This window comes from Bradyrhizobium sp. T-1, assembly GCF_053592855.1.
The window spans coordinates 8,004,854-8,031,165 of record NZ_CM132115.1 but is presented as its reverse complement, the minus strand read 5'-3'; the positions used below and the strand labels follow the sequence as shown (position 1 = coordinate 8,031,165).

Annotated in this window: 23 protein-coding genes; 10 read left to right on the top strand and 13 right to left on the bottom strand. The window is 64.9% G+C overall.

Annotated elements, in window-relative coordinates; genetic code table 11:
* The first annotated feature begins 1 nt into the window (after position 1).
* The 6 genes from ACWAT4_RS38395 to ACWAT4_RS38370 all read left to right on the top strand — a co-directional run bounded on the left by ACWAT4_RS38395 (position 2) and on the right by ACWAT4_RS38370 (position 5,548).
* Positions 2-901: an ABC transporter permease gene (locus ACWAT4_RS38395; protein WP_449729475.1), complete on the top strand. Its 900-nt coding sequence runs from the start codon at positions 2-4 to the stop codon at positions 899-901.
* Positions 902-989: 88 nt separating this feature from the next.
* Positions 990-2,816: a dipeptide ABC transporter ATP-binding protein gene (locus ACWAT4_RS38390; protein ID WP_449729474.1), complete on the top strand. Its 1,827-nt coding sequence runs from the start codon at positions 990-992 to the stop codon at positions 2,814-2,816.
* Between the two features lie 18 nt (positions 2,817-2,834).
* A complete protein-coding gene (locus ACWAT4_RS38385; protein ID WP_018316853.1) occupies positions 2,835-3,014 on the top strand; it encodes a DUF4089 domain-containing protein in 180 nt (59 codons plus the stop codon).
* 7 nt (positions 3,015-3,021) lie between these two features.
* Positions 3,022-4,416, top strand: a complete 1,395-nt coding sequence (locus ACWAT4_RS38380) for an AtzE family amidohydrolase (protein WP_449729473.1) — start codon at positions 3,022-3,024, stop codon at positions 4,414-4,416.
* A 12-nt stretch (positions 4,417-4,428) separates the two neighbouring features.
* The gene (gene hpxZ / locus ACWAT4_RS38375; protein WP_449729472.1) at positions 4,429-4,821 is read left to right on the top strand and encodes an oxalurate catabolism protein HpxZ; all 393 of its coding nucleotides are present in this window, start codon (positions 4,429-4,431) and stop codon (positions 4,819-4,821) included.
* 4 nt (positions 4,822-4,825) lie between these two features.
* On the top strand, positions 4,826-5,548 hold the full coding sequence (locus tag ACWAT4_RS38370) for a GntR family transcriptional regulator (RefSeq protein WP_212303381.1): 723 nt from the start codon (positions 4,826-4,828) through the stop codon (positions 5,546-5,548).
* Between the two features lie 65 nt (positions 5,549-5,613).
* On the opposite strand, the gene atzF is transcribed toward ACWAT4_RS38370, so the two are convergent.
* Both atzF and ACWAT4_RS38360 read right to left on the bottom strand, forming a co-directional pair.
* Entirely contained in the window at positions 5,614-7,419 is a 1,806-nt protein-coding gene (atzF, locus tag ACWAT4_RS38365; protein WP_449731315.1) for an allophanate hydrolase, read from the bottom strand.
* A 205-nt stretch (positions 7,420-7,624) separates the two neighbouring features.
* Positions 7,625-8,119, bottom strand: a complete 495-nt coding sequence (locus tag ACWAT4_RS38360) for a MarR family winged helix-turn-helix transcriptional regulator (protein ID WP_212446977.1) — start codon at positions 8,117-8,119, stop codon at positions 7,625-7,627.
* A gap of 148 nt (positions 8,120-8,267) precedes the next feature.
* On the opposite strand from ACWAT4_RS38360, the gene ACWAT4_RS38355 reads away from it, so the two are divergent.
* Positions 8,268-10,118 carry a feruloyl-CoA synthase gene (locus tag ACWAT4_RS38355; protein WP_449729471.1) on the top strand — a complete coding sequence of 617 codons (1,851 nt, stop codon included), beginning with the start codon at positions 8,268-8,270 and terminating at the stop codon, positions 10,116-10,118.
* A 347-nt stretch (positions 10,119-10,465) separates the two neighbouring features.
* Here ACWAT4_RS38355 and ACWAT4_RS38350 read toward each other — a convergent pair whose 3' ends face one another.
* Positions 10,466-10,972, bottom strand: coding sequence for a MarR family winged helix-turn-helix transcriptional regulator (locus ACWAT4_RS38350; RefSeq protein ID WP_212303385.1), 507 nt, complete (start codon positions 10,970-10,972; stop codon positions 10,466-10,468).
* Between the two features lie 83 nt (positions 10,973-11,055).
* Between ACWAT4_RS38350 and ACWAT4_RS38345 the strand changes: the two genes are divergently transcribed.
* Together ACWAT4_RS38345 and ACWAT4_RS38340 are read left to right on the top strand one after the other, a co-directional pair.
* Entirely contained in the window at positions 11,056-12,264 is a 1,209-nt protein-coding gene (locus ACWAT4_RS38345; protein WP_449729470.1) for a cytochrome P450, read from the top strand.
* A gap of 39 nt (positions 12,265-12,303) precedes the next feature.
* Entirely contained in the window at positions 12,304-13,515 is a 1,212-nt protein-coding gene (locus ACWAT4_RS38340; RefSeq protein ID WP_212303387.1) for an ABC transporter substrate-binding protein, read from the top strand.
* A 165-nt stretch (positions 13,516-13,680) separates the two neighbouring features.
* Here ACWAT4_RS38340 and ACWAT4_RS38335 read toward each other — a convergent pair whose 3' ends face one another.
* On the bottom strand, positions 13,681-14,943 hold the full coding sequence (locus tag ACWAT4_RS38335) for an NAD(P)/FAD-dependent oxidoreductase (protein ID WP_212303388.1): 1,263 nt from the start codon (positions 14,941-14,943) through the stop codon (positions 13,681-13,683).
* A gap of 299 nt (positions 14,944-15,242) precedes the next feature.
* Here ACWAT4_RS38335 and ACWAT4_RS38330 point away from each other — a divergent pair, with 299 nt between their 5' ends.
* Positions 15,243-16,415 (top strand): ABC transporter substrate-binding protein, encoded by a 1,173-nt coding sequence (locus ACWAT4_RS38330; protein ID WP_212303389.1) that lies wholly within the window; start codon positions 15,243-15,245, stop codon positions 16,413-16,415.
* A gap of 160 nt (positions 16,416-16,575) precedes the next feature.
* Here the strand turns inward: ACWAT4_RS38330 and ACWAT4_RS38325 are convergent, their stop codons facing one another.
* The 9 genes from ACWAT4_RS38325 to ACWAT4_RS38285 form a co-directional block, all read right to left on the bottom strand.
* Entirely contained in the window at positions 16,576-18,447 is a 1,872-nt protein-coding gene (locus ACWAT4_RS38325; protein ID WP_212446981.1) for a bifunctional sugar phosphate isomerase/epimerase/4-hydroxyphenylpyruvate dioxygenase family protein, read from the bottom strand.
* Positions 18,444-19,502: a Gfo/Idh/MocA family protein gene (locus tag ACWAT4_RS38320; RefSeq protein ID WP_212424383.1), complete on the bottom strand. Its 1,059-nt coding sequence runs from the start codon at positions 19,500-19,502 to the stop codon at positions 18,444-18,446. Before ACWAT4_RS38320 ends, ACWAT4_RS38325 begins: the two co-directional genes overlap by 4 nt.
* Entirely contained in the window at positions 19,499-20,236 is a 738-nt protein-coding gene (locus tag ACWAT4_RS38315) for an ABC transporter ATP-binding protein (protein WP_212424384.1), read from the bottom strand. Before ACWAT4_RS38315 ends, ACWAT4_RS38320 begins: the two co-directional genes overlap by 4 nt.
* Before the next feature lie 9 nt (positions 20,237-20,245).
* Positions 20,246-20,989: an ABC transporter ATP-binding protein gene (locus ACWAT4_RS38310; protein ID WP_212424385.1), complete on the bottom strand. Its 744-nt coding sequence runs from the start codon at positions 20,987-20,989 to the stop codon at positions 20,246-20,248.
* On the bottom strand, positions 20,986-21,984 hold the full coding sequence (locus ACWAT4_RS38305) for a branched-chain amino acid ABC transporter permease (RefSeq protein WP_212446984.1): 999 nt from the start codon (positions 21,982-21,984) through the stop codon (positions 20,986-20,988). The genes ACWAT4_RS38310 and ACWAT4_RS38305 overlap by 4 nt, the downstream gene beginning before the upstream one ends.
* Positions 21,981-22,856: a branched-chain amino acid ABC transporter permease gene (locus tag ACWAT4_RS38300; protein WP_449729469.1), complete on the bottom strand. Its 876-nt coding sequence runs from the start codon at positions 22,854-22,856 to the stop codon at positions 21,981-21,983. Before ACWAT4_RS38300 ends, ACWAT4_RS38305 begins: the two co-directional genes overlap by 4 nt.
* Before the next feature lie 125 nt (positions 22,857-22,981).
* On the bottom strand, positions 22,982-24,112 hold the full coding sequence (locus tag ACWAT4_RS38295; RefSeq protein ID WP_212303396.1) for an ABC transporter substrate-binding protein: 1,131 nt from the start codon (positions 24,110-24,112) through the stop codon (positions 22,982-22,984).
* A gap of 55 nt (positions 24,113-24,167) precedes the next feature.
* Positions 24,168-25,043, bottom strand: coding sequence for a shikimate dehydrogenase (locus ACWAT4_RS38290; protein ID WP_212424387.1), 876 nt, complete (start codon positions 25,041-25,043; stop codon positions 24,168-24,170).
* 143 nt (positions 25,044-25,186) lie between these two features.
* Positions 25,187-26,125 (bottom strand): LysR family transcriptional regulator, encoded by a 939-nt coding sequence (locus ACWAT4_RS38285; RefSeq protein WP_212303398.1) that lies wholly within the window; start codon positions 26,123-26,125, stop codon positions 25,187-25,189.
* Positions 26,126-26,312: the final 187 nt, after the last annotated feature.

Here is a 26,312-nt window from a genome sequence, read left to right as displayed (position 1 = left end):
CATGAGCTCCGTTGCGCCTGCCGTTGAACCCGTCGGTCCCGCGCGAACGTCGGGACTGGCCGCGATCCTCGAACAGACCCGCTATGTTCTGAGCGAGAACAAGGTCACGGGCTTTTCCTTCGCTCTGCTGATCGTCATTCTCCTTGCCGCGGTCTTCGGTCCCTATGTGGTGCCGTACGATCCGCTCGCGTCTGATACCGCCGCCGCGTTGAAGCCGCCGTCGGCAGCGCATTGGTTCGGCACTGACCAGCTCGGCCGCGATATTTTTAGCCGCGTCGTGGTGGCGACGCGGCTCGATACGTTCATCGCGGTTGCGTCCGTCGTGCTAGTGTTCCTGATGGGCGGCCTTGCAGGCATCGCGGCCGGCTATTTCGGCGGCTGGACCGACCGCATCGTCGGCCGCATCGCCGACACCATCATGGCCTTTCCGCTGTTCGTGCTGGCGATGGGCATCGTCGCCGCGCTTGGCAACACCGTGCAGAACATCATTCTGGCCACCGCCATCGTGAACTTCCCGCTCTACGCCCGCGTCGCGCGTGCCGAGGCGAACGTGCGTCGCAACGCCGGCTTCGTACAGGCCGCGCGCCTGTCCGGCAACGGCGAATTCCGTATCCTGCTGGTGCACATCCTGCCGAACATCATGCCGATCATGATCGTGCAGATGTCGCTGACCATGGGCTACGCCATTTTGAATGCCGCGGGCCTGTCCTTCATCGGCCTCGGCGTCCGGCCGCCGACCGCCGAATGGGGCATCATGGTCGCTGAAGGCGCCGGCTTCATGGTCTCAGGCGAATGGTGGATCGCGCTGTTTCCCGGCCTCGCGCTGATGATCGCCGTGTTCTGCTTCAACCTCCTCGGCGACGGCCTTCGCGACATCGTCGATCCGCAGCGGAGGACGTGATGGTCTGGACAGAATTCTTCAACGATTTCAACGCCCGTTCTACTGTGCATGGGGTTGTTTTCGACCGTTTGAGCGATGGGAGGTCCGCATGACGGCCCAGCCGCTGCTCGACGTCCAGGATCTCACGGTCGAATTCACCACCCGCCGCGGCATCGTCAAGGCCGTGCAGCACGTCAACATCTCGGTGGCGAAGGGCGAGGCGCTCGCCATTGTCGGCGAGTCCGGCTCGGGCAAGTCGGTGACCTCCTATGCCGTGATGCGCATCCTCGACCGCGCCGGGCGGATCGCCGAGGGCTCGGTGATGTTCTCCGGCATCGACGTGAAGGCCGCCACCGAAGCCCAGATGCGCGATCTGCGCGGCCGCGAAGTCTCGATGATCTTCCAGAACCCGCGTGCGGCCCTCAACCCGATCCGGAAAGTGGGCGATCAGATCGAGGACGTCTTGCGCACCCATGTGCAGCAGGCCCAGGTCGCCGATCACGGTGAGAAGGCGATCGAGGCGCTGGAGCAGGTCAAGATCGCCCGCCCGCGCGAGCGCTATCACGCCTATCCGTTCGAGCTGTCAGGCGGCATGTGCCAGCGCGTCGTCATCGCGCTCGCGCTCGCCTGCAATCCCCAGCTCCTGATCGCCGACGAGCCGACCACGGGCCTCGACGTCACCACGCAGAAAGCGGTGATGGATCTGATCGTCGAGCTGACCAAGCGCCGTGCGATGTCGACCATCCTGATCACCCACGACCTCGGCCTCGCCGCCGCCTATTGCGACCGCGTTGTGGTGATGGAGAAAGGCCGCGTCGTCGAGACCGCCAAGGCCGCCGACATCTTTGCGAGCCCGCAGCACCCCTACACCAAGAAGCTGATGCGCGCGACGCCGCGGCTGGGTGTGAGCTTGCGGGATCTGCTGCCGGAGGAAGAGGGCGCTTCCTTCGCCTCTCCCCGCACGCGGGGAGAGGCCGACACGCTCGGCAGCGCAATTGCGCGCCTGAGCGTGGCGGGTGAGGGGGACTCTCCAGGAGTCGTGTACGTGGAAACAGTCCCTCACCCCAACCCTCTCCCCGTGAAGGACGGGGAGAGGGAGAGCCCCCTTCTCCTCATCGAGAAGCTCGTCAAGGAATATCCCCGCCAGGGTGCCACGGCGACGCTCGGAAAGCTGTTCGGCCGCAAGCCGCCCGTCGAGCCGGATATGTTCCGCGCCGTCGACGGCATCAGCTTCTCGATCGGCCATGGCGAGAGCGTCGGCCTCGTCGGCGAATCCGGCTGCGGCAAATCGACGACGTCGATGATGGTGATGCGCCTGCTCGACCAGACCTCCGGCCTGATCCAGTTCGACGGCGAGGACATCGGCGGCATCGCCCCAGCCGCCTTCGCCCGGCTGCCGCAGCGCAGCCGTATTCAGATGGTGTTCCAGGATCCGACCGACAGCCTCAACCCGCGCTTCACCGCCGCCCGCGCCATCGCCGACCCCATCATGCAGCTCGGCGATATCAGGGGCCGCGACGCGCTCCGTGCCCGCTGTGTGGAGCTGGCGACCATGGTCGGGCTGCCGCACAATCTGCTGGATCGCTTCCCGCACCAGCTCTCCGGCGGCCAAAAGGCCCGCGTCGGCGTCGCCCGCGCCATCGCGCTGCATCCGAAGCTCGTCATCCTGGACGAGCCGACCGCGGCGCTCGACGTCTCGGTGCAGGCCGTCGTCCTGAACCTGCTGCAAGACCTCAAGGCGCGACTAGGTATGAGCTATCTGTTCGTCTCGCATGATTTGAATGTAGTGCGCTTGTTGTGCGATCGTGTCATTGTGATGCGGACGGGGCGGATCGTCGAAGAGGGCTCTTCCGAAAACGTCCTCAGCGATCCGCAGGACGACTACACCAAGGAACTGCTGACGGCGATCCCGCATCCGCCGTTGCCGGTGCACTGAGATCAGCTTGAGAGAGTGATGGCCGAACCGCTGGACGACTATATCGACGCCGTATCGAAAGCGCTGGCGCTGCCGGTCGAGGAAGCCTGGCGGCCTGCGGTGCGCGCCAATCTCGAAGTGTCGCTGCGGCTCGCCCGCCTGGTCGACGAATTCGCGCTGCCGGACGAGACCGAGCCGGCGCCGATCTTCACGGCCTGATGCTGACATGACCACCAAGCCAGAGATGACGGCCGCCGAGATCGCGAGTGCGGTCGCGGGCCGCAAGATGTCCGCGCTCGATGCCACCGAAGCCACGCTCGCGCGCATCAAGCAGCACGACACCATCCTCAACTCCTTCACCGACGTCACCGCCGATCGCGCCCGCGCCAAAGCGCGCGCCATTGACGCCGATATCGCCGCCGGCAAGGAAGTCGGCCCGCTCGCTGGCGTGCCCTTCGCGGTGAAGAACCTGTTCGATGTCGCTGGCCTGCCGACGCGGGCGGGCTCGAAGATCAACCGCGACCTCGCGCCGTCCAAGCGCGATGCCACGCTGATCGAGCGCATGGAAGCGGCCGGCGCCGTGCTGGTCGGTGCGCTCAACATGGGCGAATACGCCTACGATTTTACGGGCGAGAACGACCATGACGGTCCCTCGCGCAATCCGCATGATACCACGCGCATGACCGGCGGCTCCTCCGGCGGTTCGGGCAGTGCCGTCGGTGGCGCGCTGGTGCCGATCGCGCTCGGCTCGGACACCAATGGCTCGATCCGCGTGCCGTCCTCCTTTTGCGGCATCTTTGGCTTGAAGCCGACCTATGGCCGGCTGTCCCGCGCGCGCTCGTTCCCGTTCGTCGCGAGCCTCGATCATCTCGGCCCGTTCGCACGCTCCGTCACCGATCTCGCGCTTGCCTATGACGCGATGCAGGGGCCGGATGCCGACGACGGTGCCTGCACGACGCGCGGACTGGAGCCGACGCTGCCGCTCATCGCGAATCCGATCTCGGACCTGCGCATTGCGGTCGCGGGTGGGTATTTCCAGAAGAACGTGTTCCCGGAAGCGGTCGAAGCCGTCAGCCGCGTCGCCAAGGCGCTCGGCGCGACAAGGGTCGTCGACGTGCCCGAAGCCTCGCGCGCTCGCGCGGCGGCCTATGTCATCACCACCACCGAAGGCGCCTCGCTGCATCTCGATCGCCTGCGCAAGCGCCCGAACGATTTCGATCCGGCGGTGCGCGACCGATTGATCGCGGGCGCCATGGTTCCGGCGCCGCTGGTCGATCGCGCGCAAAAATTCCGCCGCTGGTATCGTGCGCAGCTTGCCGAGATATTCAAGTCGATCGACGTACTGCTCGCGCCCGCGACGCCCTGCACCGCGCCGAAGCTCGGCCAGGTCAACTTCAATCTCGATGGCGTCGAGCTGCCGGTGCGCGCCAATATCGGCATCCACACCCAGCCGATCTCGTTCATCGGCCTGCCCGTGGTCGCGGTGCCGGTGCCGCTCGAGCCGCTGCCGATCGGCGTGCAGATCATCTGTGCGCCCTGGCGCGAGGACGTCGCGTTGCGCGTCGCGTACGCATTGGAACAGATGGGCGTGGCATCCGCGCCATCGCCAAGGGGACTCTAAGAGGAATCCAAAATGGAGATCGATCTCCCCGACGTGATCGCGGAAGTCACAGCCGCGTTCGAGCGCTATGAGCAGGCCCTCGTCAGCAACGACGTCGCCGTGCTCGGTGAACTCTTTCGCAACGACCCCCGCACGCTGCGCTACGGCATTGGCGAGAACCTCTACGGATATGAGGCGATCTCCGGCTTCCGCGCGGGCCGTTCGCCGGTCGGCCTCAATCGTCGCACCGCGAAGACGGTGATCTCCAGCTATGGCCGCGATACGGCCGTGGCCTCCACGCTGTTCTATCGCGACACGGCGCCCGGCAAGGTCGGCCGCCAGATGCAGACCTGGATTCGCTTCCCGGAGGGCTGGCGCGTTGTCGCTGCCCATGTCAGCATCATCGACGAGTCGAAAGAGACCTGACCGTATGACGCTTGACGATTTTCCGCCCGGGATACTGCCGGCCGAGCCGGTGGTGCCACGGGTCGACCGGGCGCAGCCGAGCATGCACAAGGTCACGCGCGCCGAGGAGCTGCGGCTTCAGCTCGCCGACGAGATCGTGCGTGGAACCCTGGCCCCCGGCGCGCCGCTGGACGAGACCGACATCGCGCGCCGCTTCAGCGTGTCGCGGACCCCGGTGCGCGAGGCGCTGCGGCAACTGGTGGCAAGCGGTCTGGTCGAGGCGCGGCCCCACCGCGGCGCGGTGGTGGCGCAGCCCTCGATCGAGCGGCTGACGAGCATGTTCGAGGCGATGGCGGAGCTGGAGGCGCTCTGCGCCGGCCTCGCCGCCGAGCGCATGTCGGCTGCCGAGCGCCATGGGCTGGAGGCCATCCACGAAGAGCTCCGCGTTCTCAGCTACGCCGGGAATCCCGATCGCTTCCACGAGGTCAACGAGCGCTTTCACAACGCGATCTACGCGGGATCGCAGAACGGCTACATCGCCGAGATTACGCTCGCGACCCGCGTGCGCGTGCAGCCGTTCCGCCGCGCCCAGTTCCGCAATCTCGGCCGCCTGGCAAAGTCGCAAGCCGAGCACGACCGCGTCGTCGTCGCCATCATGCGCGGCGACAAGCAGGGCGCCGCCGCCGCGATGCGCGCGCATATCGAGCTGGTGCGCGGGGAGTATGAGATCTACGCGGTGTCGGTGTAGGCGACGGCGCTTCGGACAAGTGCCGTAGGGTGGGTTAGCCGAAGGCGTAACCCACCCTACGAGACCTACGCCTTGGCAGCTTCCGCCATGAACTTCCGCCAGCCGCCATACACGGTGATATCCCGCGCCTCGCCCAGCACCTCCGGCTCGACGAGAAATCCCTTCACGCTCCGTCCGTCCGCCAGCCGGATCGTCCCGATCGCCATTGGCGCCGGGATCGCATTGACGAACTTGCCGAAGGCGGAGGACGACAGCGACCAGATCTCCAGCTCGATCGACGCGCCCGCGCCGGCCGCAACGCGTAACAGGCCTGGCTTTGGCGGCGTGGTCGTGAGTGCATAAAGCTTGTAGTCCGGCGTAGTCTTGGTCGCCTCAAGCAGCTTTGCGCTCAACGCCGTCAATTCGCCGTTCAGCGCCATGCCGGAGAGATGCGCGCCGACGACGGCGATGGGGATCTCGTCGCCGCTGTTTGCCGGCAGCGGCGCGAGAGCAGCTTGCGGCACGCCCTTCGCGCCGACGGTCAGCTTCGTATCAGCATGGAACACGCGGCCGATGCTTGCGAGCAGTGCATCGCGGCCCGCGGGAGCCAGCAACGTGATGCCAAACGGAATGCCATCGGCGCGCATCGACGCGGGAAGTGCCAAGCCACAGAGATCTAGCAGGTTGACAAAATTGGTGTAGGTGCCGAGCCGGCTGTTGAGCTCGATCGGGTTGGCCAGCACTTGTGCGGTCGTATAGGCCGTCGGTGCGGTCGGCAGCACCAGCGCGTCGATGTTGGCGAATGTGCGCTCGGCGGTCTTGCGCAGGCCCTGCAGGCGGTAGAGCGCCGAGAAGGTCTCCGCCGCAGTCAGCCGCGCGCCGGCGGCCGTGATCTCGCGCGTGACCGGATGAATCGAATCGGGTGCGGACGCCAGCAGATTCTTGATCACGAGATAGCGTTCGGCGACCCAGGGACCTTCGTACAACAACCTTGCCGTCTCGTAGAACGGCTCGAGATCGAATTCGACGAGCGTTGCGCCAAGCGCGGTCCAGCGCTTCAGCGCATCGGCATAGGCGGCCTCGGCCTTCTTGTCGCCGAAGAAGATCAGCTGTCCGTTGCGCGGCACGCCGAGGCGAAGATTTGCAGGGAATGGCGTGAGCGCGCCGAGCGGCCGGTCGCGCGAGAACGGATCAGCCTGGTCGGGGCCGGCCATCACCGACAGCGCGAGCGCGGCGTCGTCAACCGTCAGCGCGAAGACCGAGATGCAATCGAGCGTGCGGCAGGCCGGCACCAGGCCCGCATTCGAGATCATGCCGAGGCTCGGCTTCAGCCCGACGATGTTGTTGAGCATCGCCGGCACGCGACCTGAGCCGGCGGTGTCGGTCCCCAACGACAGCGGAACCAGGCCAGCGCCGACCGCCACAGCGGAGCCAGAGCTCGATCCGCCGGGAATGAGATCGTCGCGGATCGAATTTTTGGGAATGCCATAGGGCGAGCGCACGCCGACGAGGCCGGTCGCGAACTGATCCAGATTGGTCTTGCCGATGATGATCGCGCCCGCGGCGCGCAGCCGCTGCACGGCGGTCGAGTCATGCGCCGGTGCATAAGAGTAGGCCGGGCAGGCCGCCGTGGTCGGAAAGCCGAGTGCGTCGATATTGTCCTTCACCGCGACAGGCACGCCGTAGAGCGGCAGGTGATCTGCATCCTTCGCGGCCAGCTTCTCGGCCTCCGCGATCGCATCCCCCTCGTCGCGCAGGCTGATGAAAATGGCGGGATCGTTGTGGTCGCGGATGCGCTGATAGGTCCGCGCGACCGTCTGCGCCGGCGTCATCGTGCCCGCGCGATGCGCGGCCACGATCGCAGCGATCGTTTCAGGCTGCTCAGCCCCCATTTCGGCCTTCATGGCGATAAAGCTCCGGCAACTTGTCTCCCCCCCGGTGAAGCAAGCGATGTGCCATTGTGTACAATATCCGGGCAGCGCGGTCGCTGCAGATATTATCGCGAGATCAGTGGCTTGGGAGACGCTCTGATGAACCATCAGGCGGCCGCGCCGGCGCCCGGTTCAGGTCACTTGCCTAAATCGTATGCAGTCATGATCAGGTGAAGTCAGCCAGGATCCGCAGCAGCCGCTCCCGGTTCTCCTTGCCGATCTTGTCCTCGACATGCCGCTCGTGCTCGGCGGCGAGCCGCTTGAATCTGGCCAGTGCGGTTTCGCCCTGCGTCGTGAGGTGCAGTGCGTGGGAGCGGCGGTCCGTCTTGGACTTGATTCGTTTCACCAGCCGGCGCTGTTCGAGACTGTCGAGCAGGTGCACCAGCCGGGCGCGCTCGATGCCCAAGCGTTTGGCCACGGCCATCTGCGACAGGCCGGGATTGGCGCCGATCACGGTCAGCACCGAATATTGCGTCGGCCGGATGTCGACGTCGCCGAGCGTCTTGATGAAGTCCTGGAAGATCCAGATCTGGAAGCGCCGCACCGCATAGCCGGCGTGGCCGACCAGGGCGTCGAGGCCGATCTCGTCCGCGTCGATCCGTCGCGCGGCGCCGTTGCCGGCGCGTTTGCGGGGGGAAGTCCGGGCTGCGGTGGTTGTCACGTCGCCTCTCCTGCCGTGTGACCTTAGCGCCTCGCGGGTTCAAGCGGAAGATTGTTGTTGACGACAACAATTGCTGTGCCCAACATTATGGCCAAAGGGGCCCGGAACGAGGCCGCGACCGATCCCCGATGTGGGCGAGGAGGAAACCATGACGATCGCCTCACGCGGTGGCGCCGCAAGCCTGTTCGCAACGCCCAACACCGTCGCCGAGCATCGCGCCGATGGCAGCATCGTGCTGCGCTCGCAGGACGCCTTGCGCGACACCGTGCGCTGCATCGGCGACTGGCTGGAACAATGGGCGCGGCAAACGCCTGACGCGATCTTTCTCGCCGAGCGCGGCAGCATCGAAGCGCCGTGGACGACCGTGAGCTACGGGCAGGCGCGGCGGCAGGTACGGGCGATCGCGTCCTGGATATTGGCGCAAGGGTTGAGCGCCGAGCGCCCGCTCGCGATCCTCTCCGACAACAGCATCGACCACGCGCTGCTCGCGCTGGCCGCCCAGCATGTCGGCGTGCCCTCGGCCGCGATCTCGCCAGCCTATTCGCTCATGTCGAAGGATTTCGACAAGCTCAAGAGCATGATTGCGCTGCTTCAGCCCGGAGCGATCTATGTGTCCAGCACCAAGCCGTTCGCGGCGGCGCTTGCTGCGATCGAGCCGTTGCACAACGCGCAGGTCATCAGTGGCAACGCCGGCGACGCCGATGCGCTCGCCTTCCGCACCATCGCGGCAACGCCTGAAATCCCCGAGGTCACAAAAGCCTTCGCGGCGGTGACACCTGACACGATCGCAAAGTTCCTGTTCACGTCGGGCTCGACCGGTACGCCCAAGGCTGTGATCAACACCCAGCGGATGCTGACCTCCAGCCAGCAGGCCAAGGCGCAGACCTGGACTTTCCTCGAACAGGCAGGCAACGAACTCGTCATCCTCGACTGGCTGCCCTGGAGCCACACATTCGGTGCCAACCACAATTTCAATCTCGTGCTGCGCAACGGTGGCTCGCTCTATATCGATGGCGGCAAGCCCGCGCCCGGTTTGTTTGCGACCTCGCTCGCCAATCTGAAGAGCGTGATGCCGACGGTGTATTTCAACGTGCCGCGCGGATTCGATATGCTGATCGCGGCGCTGCGCGGCGACGAGGAACTCCGCCGCCGCTTCTTCAGCGAGGTGAAATTCGCCTTCTATGCCGGCGCCGCGCTGCCTCAGAACCTTTGGGATGCGCTTGAGCAGCTTTCCGTCGAAGCCGTCGGCCACGCCATGCCGATGGTCTCGGCCTGGGGCTCGACGGAAACATCGCCGCTCGCGACCGACTGCCATTTCCTTGCCGAACGCTCCGGTAACATCGGCGTGCCCATTCCCGGCACGGAGCTGAAGCTCGTCGCCTCCGGCGACAAGCTGGAAGTGCGCGTGCGCGGGCCCAACGTCACGCCGGGCTATTGGAAGGCGCCGGAGTTGACCAGGCGGGCCTTTGACGAGGAGGGTTTCTACCTCATCGGCGACGCCGTGAAGCTCGCGGACGCCGATCGGCCGGAGCGTGGTCTGTTCTTCGATGGTCGCGTTGCGGAAGACTTCAAGCTCAACTCCGGCACCTGGGTCAGCGTCGGCACGCTGCGGGTCGCCGGCATCGCCGCGTTGGCGCCGCTTGCGCAGGATATCGTCGTGACCGGCCATGGCGGTGACGAGGTGCGCTTCCTGGTGTTTCCGAACATCGTCGCATGCCGCGCTCATGCCGGCTTGTCCGAGACGATCGGCGTGAACGACGTGCTCGCGCACGACAAAATCAGGACCGCGATCGCGCAGGGGCTGGCAAAGCTCAAGCAGCAGGCCGCCAACTCGTCCGGTCACGCCACGCGCGCGCTGTTGCTTGCCGAGCCGCCGTCGGTCGATGGTGGCGAGATCACCGACAAGGGTTACATCAACCAGCGCGCGGTGCTGACGCGGCGGGCCGATGCGGTGACGCGGTTGAATGATGATGCGTCGGCGGAGTGGATCGGGCTGTAGCGGTCGAGTTAGCGAAGCCACGTTCCGCTGTCATTCCGGGACGCGCCTCTTGGCGCGAGCCCGGAATCCATTTCACCGCTGGGGTGTTGCACGATGGATTCCGGGGTTCGCGCTGCGCGCGCCCCGGAATGACGAGCGGGATACGCCAGCTATCCTGTCGCAATATCCTGCACAATTCTTTTGTTGCCTAAGCAACTAATTTATGCGAACCGTTCCGATAGGGATGACGGCGGAAGAAACCGCTGCGTCCGATTTCGGAGGAAACGATGCTCGGCAGCAAAGGTGCCGCTGGCAAACGCCGGCGTGTGCCCGGAGACGATAGCGGATCGCGCCCGGCGCCCGGCCTGTCAGCTCTCGGGGCCGCCGGTCACTGCGCCGAGATTCTCGTGCAGCCGGCGGACGAGGTCGATCAGTACCTCGCGCTCGTCCTTGCTGAGGCAGGACAGCAGGCGGCGTTCGCGGTCGAGGGCAGCAACAATCACCTTGTCATGGGTGGCGCGGCCCTTTGCCGACAGCGAGATCGAATGGGTGCGGCCGTCGTTCGGGTCGGTGCGGATCGAAACCAATCCGCGCTTCTCCAGTCCTGCCAGCGTTCGGCTCACCGGCCCCTTGTCGAAACCAATGACGTGACAGATTCGCGAGGCTGGAATGCCGGGCTCGATCGCCAGCAGCGACATGATCCGCCATTCCGTGACGTTGACGCCGAACTGTCGTTGGTAGAACGCGGTGGCGCTATTCGAGAGCTTGTTGGCGATGAAGGTGATGAGGGCCGGGACGTAACGGTCGAGATCGAGCGTCGGTCCCGCCTCCGTGGGCGCGGGCTTTTGGCGGGATCTGGTCGAAGGCGCAGGCATATCGGGATTCTGACTTGCGGCGGGTCCCAAGACCTAAGGGCATGCGCCGCGCTTTCACAAGATCAAAATGAGGGAGAACCCTTATGAGTGCATCCGGCTCGATCGCAACCGACGTCCCGCATCTCGATGTCGATCCCTTCGACATGAACTTTTTCGCCGACCCTTATCCCACGCATGAGCTGCTGCGCGAGACCGGTCCCGTCGTCTATCTCGACAGGTGGAACGTCTATGGCGTGGCCCGTTATGCTGAGGTGCACGCCGTCCTGAACGACCCCGCGACGTTCTGCTCCAGCCGCGGTGTCGGCCTCTCCGATTTCAAGAAGGAAACGCCGTGGCGGCCGCCGAGCCTGATCCTCGAGGCCGATCCGCCCGAGCATACTCGCACCCGCGCCGTACTCTCCAAGGTCCTGTCGCCAACCGTCATGAAGGGGCTCCGCGACCGCTTTGCCGCGGCGGCTGAGGAGCGCGTGGACGCGTTGCTGGAAAGGCGCAGCTTCGATGCGATCGCCGATCTCGCCGAAGCCTATCCGCTCTCGATCTTCCCGGATGCGCTCGGCCTGAAGCCTCAGGGCCGCGAGCATCTCATTCCCTATGCGAGCGTCGTCTTCAATGCGTTCGGCCCGCCGAACCAGCTGCGCCAGGATGCCATTGCTCGGTCGGCGCCGCGCCTGGCCTACGTCGCCGACCAGTGCCAGCGCGACAATCTCACGCCCGGCGGCATCGGCGCCTGCATTCATGCCCATGTCGACGAGGGCGCCATCACGGCCACGGAAGCGCCGCTGCTGGTGCGTTCACTGCTGTCGGCCGGCCTCGACACCACGGTCAACGGTATCGGTGCTGCCATCTATTGCCTGGCGCGTTTCCCCGATCAGTGGCAGCGCCTGCGCGACGACCTCACACTGGCGCGAAATGCCTTTGAGGAAGCGGTGCGCTTTGAAAGCCCGGTGCAGACTTTTTTCCGCACGACCACGCGAGAGGTCGAACTCTCAGATGCAACCATCGGTGAGGGCGAGAAAGTGCTGATGTTCCTCGCCGCTGCCAACCGCGATCCCAGGCGCTGGGACAGGCCTGACAGTTACGACATCGCCCGCCGCACCTCCGGCCATGTTGGCTACGGCTCCGGTATCCACATGTGCGTCGGCCAGCTCGTGGCGCGGCTCGAAGGCGAGACGATGCTCTCGGCGCTGGCCCGTCGGGTCGCCCGCATCGAGATCACGGGCGAGCCCAAGCGCCGCTTCAACAACACACTGCGCGGGCTTGACAGCCTGCCGGTGACGATCACGCCCGCCTGACGCGGCTGGCGGCCAAGGCAACAAACGGGGGAGGGACCCATGAAGAATCTGACGTGGACGATCGCGCTGGCGGCGAGCCTCATCGGCGGCGCAGCGAGTGCCGAGATTTCCGACAATGTCGTGCGGATCGGCGTACTCAACGACATCTCCGGAATCTTCCAGGACACTAATGGGATGGGCTCGGTCGAGGCCGCGCGCATGGCGGCGGAGGATTTCAACGGCGGAGCTAAGGGCATCAAGGTCGAGATCGTCTACGCCGACCACCAGAACAAGGCCGATGTCGGCAATGCCATCGCGCGCAAATGGCTCGACGTCGAGGGCGTCGACGCCATCGTCGACGTGCCGAATTCGGCGGTCGGCCTTTCCATCAACACGCTGCTGCGCGACAGCCGCATGACGTTCCTGGCGTCGTCGACTGCGAGCGCCGATCTCACCGGCAAGGCCTGCTCGCCCAACACTATCCAATGGGTCAACGACACCTGGGCGACCGGCAATACCACGGCAGCCGCCATGGTGTCGCGCGGCGGCAAGGACTGGTACTTCCTCACGGTCGATTTCGCTCTCGGCAAGGGCATCGAGTCGGAGGCGCAGAAATATATCGAAGCCCATGGCGGCAAGGTGATCGGCTCCTCGAAACATCCGCTCGGCACGTCCGATTTTGCCTCGTTCCTCTTGCAGGCGCAGGGCTCGAAGGCGCAGGTGATCGGCCTTGCCAATGCAGGCGGCGACACCATCAACGCGGTGAAGCAGGCCGCCGAATTCGGTATCCAGCAGAACGGGCAGAAGCTCGTCGCCTTCCTGCTCTTCATCAACGACGTCCACGGCATGGGCATCAAGGTCGCGCAGGGCCTTCAGCTCATGGAAGCCTTTTACTGGGACATGAACGATGACACCCGCGCCTTCGCCAAGCGCTTCGCGGCGCGTCCGGGCATGAACGGCAAGATGCCGAGCGGCAATCAGGCCGGCGTCTATGCCTCTACGCTGGCTTATCTCAACGCGGTCGCCGCGACCGGAAGCGATAGTGCCAAGGATGTCGTGCCTGAGATGAAGAAGTTCAAAGGCAGGGACAAGCTGTTCGGCGACACCGCAATCCGCCAGGACGGCCGTGTCGTGCATCCGATGTACCTGTTCGAGGTGAAGAAGCCGGAGGAGTCGAAATATCCGTATGATTATTACAAGCTGGTCTCGACGATTCCCGCGGAACAGGCATTCCGACCGATGGCTGAGGGCGGGTGCGAGTTGGTGAAGTAGGTGGTCTTTTCACCTCTCCCCGCGGGGAGAGGTCGGAATTCGCGCGAAGCGCGGATTCCGGGTGAGGGGGTACAGGTCCCACGTCCATCTGCTCCGCGGAGAGGGCCCCTCACCCCAACCCTCTCCCCGTAAGAATGTTCAGACCGGGGAGAGGGAGGAGAATGCTCACACCACCTTGCTGCTTCCCTGAGTGATCAACCGCGCCGCCCGCTGGTCGCGGGCGTAGATCCAGAGCCAGCTCAGTGCCACGCTCAGGCGATGGCGCAGCCCGATCAGGAAGTAGATGTGGGCGATGCCCCAGATCCACCACGCGATGGTGCCGCGCAGTTTCACCTTGCCGAAATCGATCACGGCAAGTCGCTTGCCGATTTGTGCGAGGCTGCCGGCATGCTTGTAACGGAACGCGCCCTTGCTCTCGCCGCGCAGCCGCGCCTTGATGGTCTCGGCGACATGCTTGCCCTGCTGCTTCGCGGCCGGAGCGATGCCGGGTACCGGCTTGCCGTCCCAGGCGTTGATGTTGATGGTGTCGCCGATCGCAAAAATCTCGGCATGGCCGGGAATGGTGAGGTCGTCGTTCACCTGCACGCGCCCGGCGCGATCGCTCGGTGCGCCCAGCCATTCGGCGGCCGGCGAGGCGCGGACGCCGGCGGCCCAGATTCGCGTCTTCGCCTCGAGCAGTTTGCCGCCGAACACGACGCCTTCACGGTTGATCTCGGTGACAGCCTGTCCGAGCACGACCTCGACGCCGATCTTTTCGAGCGAGGCCTGCGCATAGGCGGAGAGATCGTCGGGGAAGCCCGCGAGCACGCGCGGGCCGGCCTCGATCAGCACGACGCGGGCCTTGGTCGTGTCGATATTGCGGAAGTCGCCGGGCAGCGTGTGGTGCGCCATCTCGGCGATGGTGCCGGCGAGCTCGACGCCGGTCGGGCCGGCGCCGATGATCACAAAAGTCAGCCGCGCAGCGCGCCTGGCCGGATCGGTCTCGCGCTCGGCGCGCTCGAAGGCTACCAGGATGTGACGACGCAGCGTGGTTGCGTCCTCCAGCGTCTTGAGGCCTGGCGCCCACGTCTCCCATTCATCATGGCCAAAATAGGCGTGGCGCGCGCCGGTCGCGAGCACCAGCGTGTCGTAGGGCACCTCGCTGCCGTCGTCGATCAGCACGCAGCGTCTGCCGGCATCGACGCCACTGACGGTCGCAAACAGCGTCGTCACCTCGCGCCGGTCGCGCATGAGGTGGCGGACAGGCCAGGCGATCTCGCTGGTGGCGAGCGAGGCGGTCGCGACCTGGTAGAGCAGCGGTTGAAACAGATGATGATTGCGGCGGTCGATCAGCGTGATCTCGACCGGCGCCCCCGCGAGCCGGTAGGTGGTCTCCAGCCCGCCAAAGCCGGCCCCGACGATGACGACGCGATGCGGTGTCGTGGTCATGATGTGTCCTCGAATCTCGCTGCTCACTTCTTTCATTTAAGTGCGGATCGGGGGGCGCGGTCCAATAGCCGTCATCTATCGCCGCATAGGCCGGATGTATCGACATCCCGCGAAAAAGCGCCGCAGCCTCGGCCAAAGTGAGTAGAATTATATTTCTTGCCATCCCCGTTTGGGGCGAAATATGGTGCAGGGCGGGCGCTGAGCCATTGGCGGCGCGACGGATTTTGCGTTCAATAGACACAGGCCCGGGGCGGCGATCACCCCGTTTCCGGGATCAATAATAAGGAGGGGAGTGAGTTATGAGGACGGCATTCTGGCTGGCGGGCGCAGCGGCGCTGGTGCTGGCGAGCCCGGCATTCGCCGGCGACACCATCAAGATCGGTTTCGTCTCGACCTTCAGCGGCCCGACCGCCGTGATCGGCAACGACATGCGCAACTCCTTCGAGCTCGCGCTCGATCATCTCGGCCGCAAGATGGGCGGCAAGCCGGTCGAGGTGATCTATGAGGACGATGGCCAGAAGCCCGATGTCGGCAAGCAGAAGACCGAGAAGCTGGTGCAATCCGACAAGGTCGATTTCCTCGTCGGCTACATCTGGTCGAACGTGCTGCTCGCCTCGCTCAAGACCGCGGTGGACTCCCAGACCTTCCTGATCTCCGCCAATGCCGGCCCGTCACAGCTCGCGGGCGAGCTGTGTTCGCAATACGTGTTCTCGACCTCCTGGCAGAACGACCAGACGCCGGCCGCTATGGGCCTCTACATGAACGCGAACGGCGTCAAGAGCGTGTTCCTGATCGGCCCGAACTACGCCGCCGGCAAGGACATGCTTGCGGGCGTGAAGAGCACGTTCAAGGGCGAGGTCAAGGGTGAGGAATACACGGTCTGGCCGAGCCAGCTCGACTTCTCCGCCGAGTTGGCCAAAGCCCGCGCCTCCGGCGCCGAATCGATCTTCGTGTTCTATCCCGGTGCGGCCGGCGCGCAGTTCCTCAATCAATATGTCCAGGCCGGCATGAAGAGCACCATGCCGCTCTACACCGCCTTCACCGTCGACGAGACGACGTTGCCTTTGCAGAAGGAGAATGCGTTCGGGGTGCCCGGTGCGCAGGAATGGGTGAACGACTTGCCCAACGAGCAGAACAAGAAGTTTGTCGCCGACTACCGCACGAAATATCCCAGCGCCCGGCCGAGCTACTACGGCGCACAGGCCTATGACGCGGCCCAGCTCATCAACAGCGCGGTGGTCGCCGTCGGCGGCGACACTTCCAAGAAGGATGCGATGAAGGCCGAGATGGAGAAGGCCAATTTCAAGTCGCTGCGCGGCGCGTTCAAATACGGCAACAATCACATCCCGATCCAGAACTTCTATCTTCAGGACGTGGTGAAGGGCGCCGGCGGCGAGCTTTCGCTGAAGACCGTTGCCACCATCGTCACCAACGATCAGGACCGCTTCCACGACAAGTGCCCGATGAAGTAGCCACATGCGATGTTGCCCCTTCTCCCCTTGTGGGAGAAGGTGGCGCGAAGCGTCGGATGAGGGGTTGCTTCCGCGAAGCAATCTCTATCGCATTCGCGGAGAGATACCCCTCACCCGTCTCGCCCACCCTCTCCTACAAGAGGAGAGGGGAAGAGGGAGCCTACACCCGCGGCATGCTTGCAGGTCGTACCTCGCGGGCCTGCGCGGCCAGCCTGATGCCCGCATTCGCCGCACCAAAGCCCTGATAATTCCTCCGCTCCACGATCTCGAAGAAGAACCGCTCGTCGAAAATGTGGGTGTAGACCTGGAAGAACTCGCCGTCACCCTCGCGGTCGTAGAGAATGTGGTTGGCACGGAGGTTTGCCATGACATCGGGCGCGAGGTCGTATTTGGCTTCGATGTCGTCGTAATAATTCTCGGGGATGTCGAGGAAGCCTGCGCCACGGGCGCGCATCGCGGCGACGGTCGCGAAGATATCCTCGCACGCAAACGCGACGTGCTGCACGCCCGAGCCGAAAAATTCCGAGATGAAACGCGCCGGCAGAGTGCGGTTGGCTGAGGAGCCGTTGACGACGAAGCGCAGGCTCTGGTCGGCGTTGATGAGGGCTTGGCTCTGCACGAGGCCGCGGGGGTCGGCGATCTCCATCTGCGGCAGGCGCTTCAGATCGAGAATGCCGGTGTAGAACAGCAGCCAGGACAGCATCTCGTCATAGGGCATCGACTGCGCGATGTGATCGACCGCCAGCAGCGCATCGGCGCTTGCGTCGCTCGTCACAGGCTCGAAATCCGTGTCCCAGTTCTTGCCGGCCTGGTCGAGAAAGTAGAGCAGGCTGCCGCCGACGCCGTGGATCGCCGGGATCTCCAATTCGCCCGGTCCGACCGGCTGATAGAAGGTGCGCGCCTTCAGCGTCTCGGCGCGCTGCATGGCGAGGCCGGCATTGTCGACATCGAGCGCGATGGCGCAGACGCCGGGGCCGTGCGTGACATAGTGCGAATGCGCAAAGCCGTCGGTCTCCGAATTGATCACGAGCTCGACCTTGCCCTGCGACCAGCGCTCGACCGCCTTGCTGCGATGCTTGCCGGTCTTGCGGAAGCCGAGCTGTGAAAACAGATGCGCGAGCTCGCCGGCCTTGGTCTCGTTGACGGCGAATTCGATGAAGCCGGTGCCGTGGCTCTTGGCCTTCGGCGCCAGGGGCTCGCCGACGAGCTTCGGCCAGTCCGGGGCGAGCTGGTCCTGCAGCAGGATCAGCGAGCGCAGTCCGTCGACCGCGGTCTGCGCCGCCGAGCCGGCGCGGAACTGGTCGTTGAAGATCTCCAGCGACCACGGGCCGGCATAGCCGGTCGCGGCGATCGCCTGCATGAATTCTCCGACCGGCAGGTCGCCCTGACCGGGGAACGAGCGGAAGTGCCGGCTCCACGACAAGATGTCGAGCTCGAGTTTGGGTGCGTCGGCAAGCTGCACCAGAAAAATCTTGTCGCCGGGGATCGAGGCCATCGCGCGGGTCGGGAAGCCCGGCGCCAGCGCGTGAAAAGAGTCGAGGATGACGCCGATGGCGGGATGATCGGCGCGGCGGACGATTTCCCAGGCGTCGCGATAGTCGTTGACATGGCGGCCCCAGGCCAGCGCCTCGTAGCCGACGCGCAAGCCCCGCTTGGCGGCGCGATCGCCGAGCTCGCGAAAATCATCGGCAGCGCGGTCGATGCCGCCGAGCGAGGCCGGCGACACGTTGGAGCAGATCAACAGCAGATCGGTGCCGAGCTCCTGCATCAGATCGAACTTGCGCTCGGCGCGGGCGAAATTGCGCGAGCGCTGCGGCTCCGGCATGCCCTCGAAATCGCGGAACGGCTGAAAGGCGCAGATCTCCAGATTGAGATCCTTGCAGAGTCTTGCGATGTCGCGCGGGCCTGAACCGAACGACAGCAGATCGTTCTCGAAGATCTCCACCGCTTCAAAGCCGGCGGATGCGATCGCGCGCAGTTTTTCGTCCAGCGCGCCTGAGAGGGAGACGGTCGCGATCGAGCGCTTGTTCATGCTGCCTGCTCCATGATGTGGCCCGGCGATATTTTCTGGCCCGTGCGTGCCGCTTCGCTGACGGCCTCGACGACCGCGAGCGTGCCCATCGCATCTTCGACTGAGATCAGTGGCTGTTCGCGGCCCGTGATCACCGCGCAGAAATGCCTGAGCTGCTCTGCCAGCGGATCGGATGCCGGCGGCGCGATGGTCTCGCGCGACAGCGGCGCGTGCCAACCGGGCGGCTGCTTGTAGGACCACAGCTCCATGTTCGGCACGGAGAGCGAGCCGCGGGTGCCGGTGAAGATGTAGCAGGGCTGATCCTGCTTGGGGTACGCAGCGTTCTCGCCCGACGCCAACTCCCAGCTCCACGGGGCCGGCGTCGCATCCGACACGGTTACCGTTCCCAGCGCGCCACTGGCAAAGCGCAGCAGCAGTGCAGCGGTGTCCTCGACGGCGAAGCCGCGAACCTTGTTCGAGGTCATCGCCTGCACTTCGGTGATTTCGCCGCAGATAAAACGAAGATTGTCGATGTCGTGGATGAGGTTGATGAGTAGCGGGCCGCCGCCTGCCTCGCGCCGCCAACTCACGTCGAAGTAATCATCAGGCTTCTTCAGGAGCCATAGTCCGGCCACGGCCGTGAGCTGGCCGAGCATGCCGCTCGCCACGCTTTCGCGTGCGGCCTTGATGATCGGATTGTGCCGGCGGTGATGACCGACCAGCATCGGCACGCCGGTCCGCTTGACGGCTGCGCAGAGGCGCTGCGCGGCCGCGACCGTGTCGGTGACCGGCTTCTCGATCAGCGCGGGCACTCCGGCTTGTGCGCAGTCGAGCGCCACCGGCGAATGCAGCGCGTTCGGCGAGGCAATGATGAGACCGTCCGGTTTCTCGCCTGCCAGCAGTGCGCGGTGATCGACATGCCAGGGCGTATTGCGCGCCTGCGCATATTCTTTCGCGGCGGGGGAGGGGTCGGCGATACCGGCCAGCATGCAGTCCGGCGATGCCTCGACCAATTCGATATGGCGGCGGCCGATCAGGCCGGCGCCGGCAACGGCGATACGCAGAGGCGCGCTCATGCTGCGCTCTCCTCCATGGCGCCCCCGAGGAAGAGCTGGCCGATGCGTGGGTCGTTGAGGATGCGCTCTGCCTTGTCGACCATGCGGGTCTGGCCGAGCTCGAGCACGATGCCGATATCGGAGATCTCCAGCGCCGAGCGCGCGTTCTGTTCGATCATCAGGATCGTGACGCCGCGGCCACGCAAGCTCTTGAGGATGTCGAAGGTCTGCTGCACCATCAGCGGCGAGAGGCCGATCGAAGGTTCGTCGATCAGCACGAGCTTTGGCTCGAGCAGCAGCGAGCGGGCGATCTCGAGCTGCTTCTGCTCACCGCCCGAGAGTGTCGAGGCCTGCTGCGTCGACTTGCGGCGCAGCGCGGGAAACAGGTCGAGTGCGGCCTCGATCCGCGTCGGCAGGTCGATGCCCTTGCCGGCAGCGACGCCACCAAGCTCGACATTGTGGCGCACCGACAGTTCCGGAAAGATGTTGCGGCCCTGCGGCACGTAGCAGATACCGGCATTGAGCAGCGCGCGCTGACTCAAATTGGTGACGTCACGTCCCGCAAAGCTGATCTTGCCCTCGCGCAGCTTGAGCAGGCCGAAGATCGCCTTGAACACAGTGGACTTGCCGGCGCCGTTCGGGCCGATGATGGTGGTGATGGTCGCTGGCGGCACCGAGAATGTCGTGCCGTTCAAGATCGTCATCTTGCCGTAGCCGCCGACGAGATTGTGAACCGAGAGGATCGGGTCGCTCATCGTTGCACCTCAATGTCCGAGATAGGCTTCGATCACGGCGGGGTTCTTGCGCACCTCGTCCGGCCGGCCCATCGCCAGCACCTTGCCTTCCGCCATCACCATCACGCGTGAGCACAGCGACATCACGAACTCCATGTTGTGCTCGATCACGACGAAGGTCGCGTTCTTCTCGCGGTTGATCGCGACCAGCCGCTCCTTGAGGTCAGACAGCATCGTCGGGTTGACGCCGCCGGCGGGCTCGTCGAGCAGCACCAGTCGCGGGCCGCCCATGAAGGCCATGGCGGCATCGAGCAGCTTTTGCTGTCCGTAGGAGAGGCCGCCGGCAGGCTCGGCCGCGAGGTGGTCGAGCTTGAAAAAACCGATCATCTGGTTGGCGGCGTCGGTCAGTCCGGCGTCGGAGCGGCCGACCAGGCGCGAGGCCATGTTGCCCTGATGCTCCTGGCCGGCGAGGATCAGGTTCTCGCGCACCGAGAGTTTTGGAAACACCTGCAAGAGTTGGAAAGTACGGCTGACGCCGAGCTTGTTGAGCTCGGAGGGGCGCAAGCCGGTGACGACCTTGCCGTCGAGCTTGACCTCGCCGCCTGACGGCGTGAGCTGGCCGAGGATGCAGTTGAACAGGGTCGACTTGCCGCAGCCGTTCGGGCCGATCAGGCCGAGGATCTCGCCCTCGTGGACGTCGAACGAGACGCCGTCGACGGCGCTGATGCCGCCAAAGTTCTTCTTGATATTTGTGACTTCGAGCACCGCACTCATTGCGCCGTCTCCAGGCGGGACTTGGCAACGGCGCGCAGCGCTGAGGCTGCCTTGGTGCGCCGTGCGGCCATGTAGCGGTCGAGAATTCCCAGGATGCCGGTCGGCGACCAGATCAGCAATGCCATCACCGCGATCGCATAGAGCATCAGATAATAGCCCTCCGTGAAGCGCAGCCATTCCGGCAGCAGCACCGCGATCATCGCTCCCAGGAACGGGCCGAAATAGAAGCCGGCGCCGCCGACGATCACCATCATCAGGAGGTCGAGCGAGAGCGACAGGTTGAAGGGAACGGGGTCGATATATTGCGTCAGCGGCGCATAGAGCGCGCCGGCCACGCCGCCGAGCGCCGAGCCGATCGCAAAGGCCATCAGCGTGTAGCGGCGGGTGTCGATGCCGAGTGACTGCGCACGCAGCGGATTCTCGCGCAGCGCCATGAAGGCGCGTCCCCAAGGCGATCGGATCAGCCACCACACCGCGACCGAGACGATCGCGAGCGATCCGAGGCAGACATAATAGAATGGCAGCGGCTTGTTGGTCGCGATGCCGAAGACGTGCGGCCGCGGAATGTTGGAGATGCCGTAGATGCCGCCCGTGAGCCAGCTCTCGTTGCGGAACACCAAAAAGGCCAGCGTCGAGAACGCCAGCGTGACGAAGGCAAGGTAATGATGCTGCACGCGCAGCGCGGGATAGCCGAGCACCCAGCCGACTGCGAAGCTGAGCACGATCGCGACCAGGATCGCGGCCGGCAGCGGCCAGCCATGCGTCGTCATGATCGCCGCCGCATAGGCGCCGATGCCGACGAACGCGCCCTGCGCCAGCGAGACCTGTCCGGCATAGCCGAGCGTGAGGTTGAGCCCCATCGCGGCAATCGTCATCACCGCCCACTGGCTCAGGATGAACAGGCCGTAGCGGTTGAAGTTCATGGGGACGACGATCAGGCCGGCAATGACGATGAGGCCGAGCGCGATCTTCAGGGGTTTGGCGAAGCCGCTCATACCGTGCGCTCCTCGGCGCGGTCGAGCAGTCCTTGCGGCCGGAACAGGATGACGACGATCAGGAAGATCAGCGGCACCGCGGCGCGATACTGCGTCGAGACGTAGGAGGCCGCGAGATTGTCCAGCACGCCGATCAGAAGGCCGCCGGCGATTGCGCCGCGGACCTGGTTGAAGCCGCCGACGATCGCCGCGATGAAGGCCGCCTGGCCAAGCACCTCGCCGGAGGAGAATTTTGCCAGATAGATCGGCGTGATCAGCAGCGAAGCCAGCGCGACCAGGAAGGCGTTGATCAGGAAGGTGAGCAGGATCATGCGCTCGACGGGCACGCCGATGATGCGCGCCACCGTCGGGTTCTGGGCTGCCGCCTGCATCTGGTGGCCGAGCGAGGTGCGGTTCAGGAGCGTGGTCAGGCCGAATACGGCAAGGATGGCAACGACCAGGACGCCGATGCTTTGCAGCGAGACGGCGTGGCCGAGCACGGAGATGTCACCGGTCGGCACGATCGACGGGAAGGGCGAAGCCTCTGCGCTGAAGAACTGCTTGACGGCCTCCTTGATGCCGATCGCGAGCGCCATGGTCGCGATCGCCAGCGGCAGAACACCATGGCGCATCATCGGGTCGACCAGCAGCATCTTGAAGGCGAGGCCCAGCAGGATCATCGACAGCAGAATGCCGAGGATGATCGCGAGCCAGAACGGCGCGCCGACATGCATCGCCGCCAGCATCAGGAATGCCGGCAGCATCACGAACTCGCCTTGCGCGAAATTGATGGTCTGCGAGGTCTGCCACAGCAACGTGAAGCCGACCGCGACCAGCGCATAGATCGCGCCGGTGGCCAGTCCCGCGACCAGAAGATCGAACAGATTGGACATTTTCCCCTCTTTCTTCTCCCTCTCCCCGCTTGCGGGGAGAGGGTCGGGGTGAGGCTCCCCCTCACCCGGAATTTGCTTTGCAAATTCCGGCCTCTCCCCGCCTGCGAGGAGAGGCGAAGAACGCCTCACTTCATCTTCGGCAGCACCTGCTTCACGACCTGCTTGCCTTCGACGACCTCGACCAGAAAGCTCTGGCGATCGATGTCGCCGTTCGCATCGAAGGTGACGTCCATCAAAATGCCCGGCTCATCCGCGGCCTTGATCGTCAAGCCGTGGAGCGTGTCGGCGAAGGCTTTGGGATCGACCTTGCCCATCTTCTCGGTGGTGGCCTTCACCATGTAGACGGCGAGGTAGCCCTTCAGGCCGTTATGGTCGGGGACATAGTTGTACTTCTTCGAGAAGCGGTCGCGGAAACCCTTGATCAGGTCGACTGGGGCATCCGTGGTGAGACCGACATGGCCGCGGGCGCCGTTGGCGGCGTCGCCGGCGAGCTCGATCACCTTTTGGCCGATCAGCGTGGTCTCGCCCATCAGCGGTGCGGTGACGCCCTGGCGCTTCAGCTCCTTCAGGATGCGCGCGCTCTCTTCCTCGTTGAGATAGACGAAGACGGCGTCGGGATTGGCAGCCTTGATCTTGCCGACGTCGGCGGCGAAATCGGCCTGGCCCGCCTCAGTGGAGAGGTCGGCGACGACCTTGGAGCCGAGCCGCTCGAGCTCCTTGATGACGACGTCGCGTCCGCCGCGACCGAAATCGTTGTTGACCCAGACCACCGCGACCGACTTCGCCTTCATGTCGTCGTGGATGTACTTTGCCACCTTCGGCATCGAGGATTGCTGGCCGAACGAGGTGCGGAACAGGAACTTGTTGCCGGCCTGCGTCAGTTCGGCAGCTTCGCCGCCCATGATCTGCGCGATACCGGCTTCGGCTGCGAGCGGCGCGGTGACCTTCACGGATCCGGAATAGCCGGGCCCGAGCAGCACATAGGGTTCTGCGTCGAGTGCTTTTTGCACCTGCGCGCGGGCGACGCCGGGATTGGACTGCGAGTCGGCATGGGTGACTTCAAGCTTGCGGCCGAGCACGCCGCCCTTGGCGTTGATCTCCTCGATCGCGAGATCGATGCCGTTCTTCCAGTTGGTGCCGACGGTGGCGCCGCCGCCAGAGAGCTCGGCGACGTCGGCGAGCTTGATCGCCTGTGCGAAGGCGCCCGTCGTCGTGATTGCAGTGAGCAGCGCGCCCACCAGTAGCGTTGATTTCATCGTCCTCTCCTCCCGTTTCAATTTTGCAAGCGGCCTTGTGTCCGGCCGCTTCGCCTCAAGCTGCCTGATAGGCGGCGCTGCGCGCAGCCATCACGGCGTCAAAAGCCTCTCCCATGACTTCGGTCGACGGGGCAAGGCCGGTGAACAATTCGAAGGCGTCGGCGGCTTGGTAGATTGCAAGCTCCCGGCCGGTCATGACGCGCGCGCCCTTCTCTTGCGCTGCGGCAAGGAGCGGCGTGATCAGCGGCGAATAGACGGCATCCGCGACCCACAGGTCTGCACGAAGCAGCGCCGGCGGCACCGGCGTGTTGCGGTTCGGCAGCATGCCGACCGGCGTGCCGTTGACGAGGCCGGTGGCGCCATCCAGCGCGCTCTCGACGCTGGTTACGACTCTTGCGCCTGTGGCGTTCAGGAGCGAGGCAAGCCTTTCGGCCCGCGCCGGCTCACTGTCGAAGATGCGGATGTCGGAAACTTTTCGGTCCGCCAGGGCAAAGGCGATCGCCTTGCCGACGCCGCCGGCGCCGATCACCGCCACCGCGTTGCCTGATGGCGTCAGCAGCGGTGATACCGCACGGGCAAAGCCCGTGGTGTCGGTATTGTGGCCGATCAGCCGGCCGTCCTTCACGACCACGGTGTTGACCGCGCCCATGGCGGCCGCGCCCGGCGCCAGCGCGTCGAGCAGCGGTACCACCGCCTCCTTGTAGGGAAAGGTGACGTTGACACCGGCAAAGCCGAGCCGCCGCACGCCTTCGAGCATCATCCTCAGCCCGGTCGCATCGGCGCCGGCGACCTCGATGAGCTGATAATGGCCGCGCAGTCCGAGAGCCTCGGCGGCGCGCTCGTGCATGGCGGGAGAGGCGGAATGAGCGATCGGCGCACCGATCAGGCCGGTCAGGAGCTTTTTGGGGGCAGCGGGGGCGCGGCTAGACATGATCCACTATCGTCTCTTGATAGGCTTTTGGGGCGCGTTGATGTCCGGCCATTAGCGGAGAAATCCGCGCAATTCCAAGAGGGACGATAGTCATTCCCCTGCCTAACACAATTACTCATTTATCCGACAAACCTAACATTATGTTATTTCCTCCGTCCGCGCGCTGCGGCGGCCTTGCCGGGGCCGCGGGACGGTTCGACCGCGCGCATCTCGGCGCGCAGGGCCTCGATGAAATGCTCGACATGGAGCGACAGCGGCGCGCCGCGCTTGACCGCGATGTAGGTGTCGAACCGGGTCGGTTCGGTGATCTTGATCAGCTCGATCCCGGGATAGCCGCCATGGGCGACCGTGAACTGGTCGATGATGGCGATGCCGAGCCCGGCCTTCACCAGCGCGCAGACCGTGGTGCCGAAGCGCGCGCGGATGGTGATGTTGTACTCCAGCCGGTTGCGCGCAAAAATCTCGGCCATGATCCGGCCATAGGGGTCGTTGGGATCGATGCCGATCAGCGGGTAGCGGGTGATCTCGGCGGCCGAGACCTGCTTGCGCCCGGCGAGCTCGTGGCCCGGCGGCACGATGCAATAGAGCTCGCCAGAGGCGAGCGGCATGAAGTCGAGCCCGGAGTGCTCGAGCCGGTAGCTCATCGCCACGCACTCGCCGCGGCCGAGCATCAGATAGTCGATCGCTTCCTCGAGCTTGAGGATGTTGATGTCGATGCCGAGATCGGGATAGCGGCGGCGGACCCGCTCGATCGCGCGCGGCACCATCACCTGCGAGATGCTGGGCACCGAGCCGATGCGCAGCTCCGACAATCCGCCGCGGCCGATCTTGGAGATGATCTCGGAGAGATCGTCGACCTTCTTGTAGACGCCGTTGATCTGCTCGAAAATGTTCTCGGCTTCCGGCGTCGGGAAGTAGCGGCCGTTCTGGCGCTGGAAGAAGCGGATGCCGAGCGAGCGCTCGGTGTATTTGACAAGCCGGCTGATCCCCGGTGCCGATACGTTCAACAGCTTTGCCGCGCCGCCAATGGTGCCCGTCACCATCACGGCACGGATCACTTCAACCTGGCGCAGGGTCATCATGGTCTTGGCATCCGAAAGACGATCGTGGCGGCGATCATCTCACGACAACCGTGATGTCATCCAGCGGCAAGTGGGCTCTGATCGAAGTGGGAAAGGATGGGCAACGTCGCAGTCAGATTGTTTCAACCAAGGTCAGCGCGCTCAAAACGAAGGGCATCGTTGCACAATCGGCTGCATCGGGGGGGTA